The organism is Kluyvera sp. Awk 3 (genome assembly GCF_028069715.1).
Lineage (GTDB): Bacteria > Pseudomonadota > Gammaproteobacteria > Enterobacterales > Enterobacteriaceae > Kluyvera > Kluyvera georgiana_A.
The window spans coordinates 1-616 of sequence record NZ_JANEWH010000322.1 but is presented as its reverse complement, the minus strand read 5'-3'; the positions used below and the strand labels follow the sequence as shown (position 1 = coordinate 616).

The following is a 616-nucleotide window of genomic DNA, read 5'->3' as shown; positions in this document are numbered from 1 at the left end:
TTTATAATCAGAATAAATTAACCTTCGTTGAATATTAGTGTAATAAAGAATATTCAGGACAGTATTAATACTTAGCGTAAATTCGCCGGGAAATCTTTCGGTAATTCACTGGCAGCACAATCAATCACGCTATCGTTATTCGCCCCACAGTCGCGAACGAAGGTAATGGTAGCGAATTCATCAATCACCTCAGTCGGATACGCTGGGCCCGCATCACGATACGAATTCATCAGCGGGATGTGATCGTTCTGGAAGCAGACGGTTTTTTCCGGATTGTTGATGACCCAACGTGGGAAGAAAATGGTGCCATGGAACAGTTTGTCGCCGAGGTTCACAATCAGGCTGACATCGGTACCGGTCGGTTCGGTCCAGGAAATTTTATATACGCTCTCACCCACACGGACGATGTAGGCCTGCTGGTCTTTGACCCAACGATTCGCCACGATACCGCTGTGGATACGGTAATCCAGAGTGTTGTCGTTTTTCACATAAATTTCGTAGTTCCAGCCGTTGTCATAGGTATAGACCAGATGTTTACCCACGAAGCCGCTCAAGTCATGTTTATCAAAGTTGCTCATAATTAAATCTCCTTGTGTCGATGCAGAGATCTTATTGC

General features: G+C 45.0%; 1 protein-coding gene. It reads right to left on the bottom strand.

The genetic code is table 11. The annotated features are described in order from the left end of the window. Nucleotides 1–71: 71 nt before the first annotated feature. Nucleotides 72–578 (bottom strand): phenolic acid decarboxylase, encoded by a 507-nt coding sequence (locus tag NNN71_RS24910; RefSeq protein ID WP_064541301.1) that lies wholly within the window; start codon nucleotides 576–578, stop codon nucleotides 72–74. Nucleotides 579–616 lie beyond the last annotated feature (38 nt).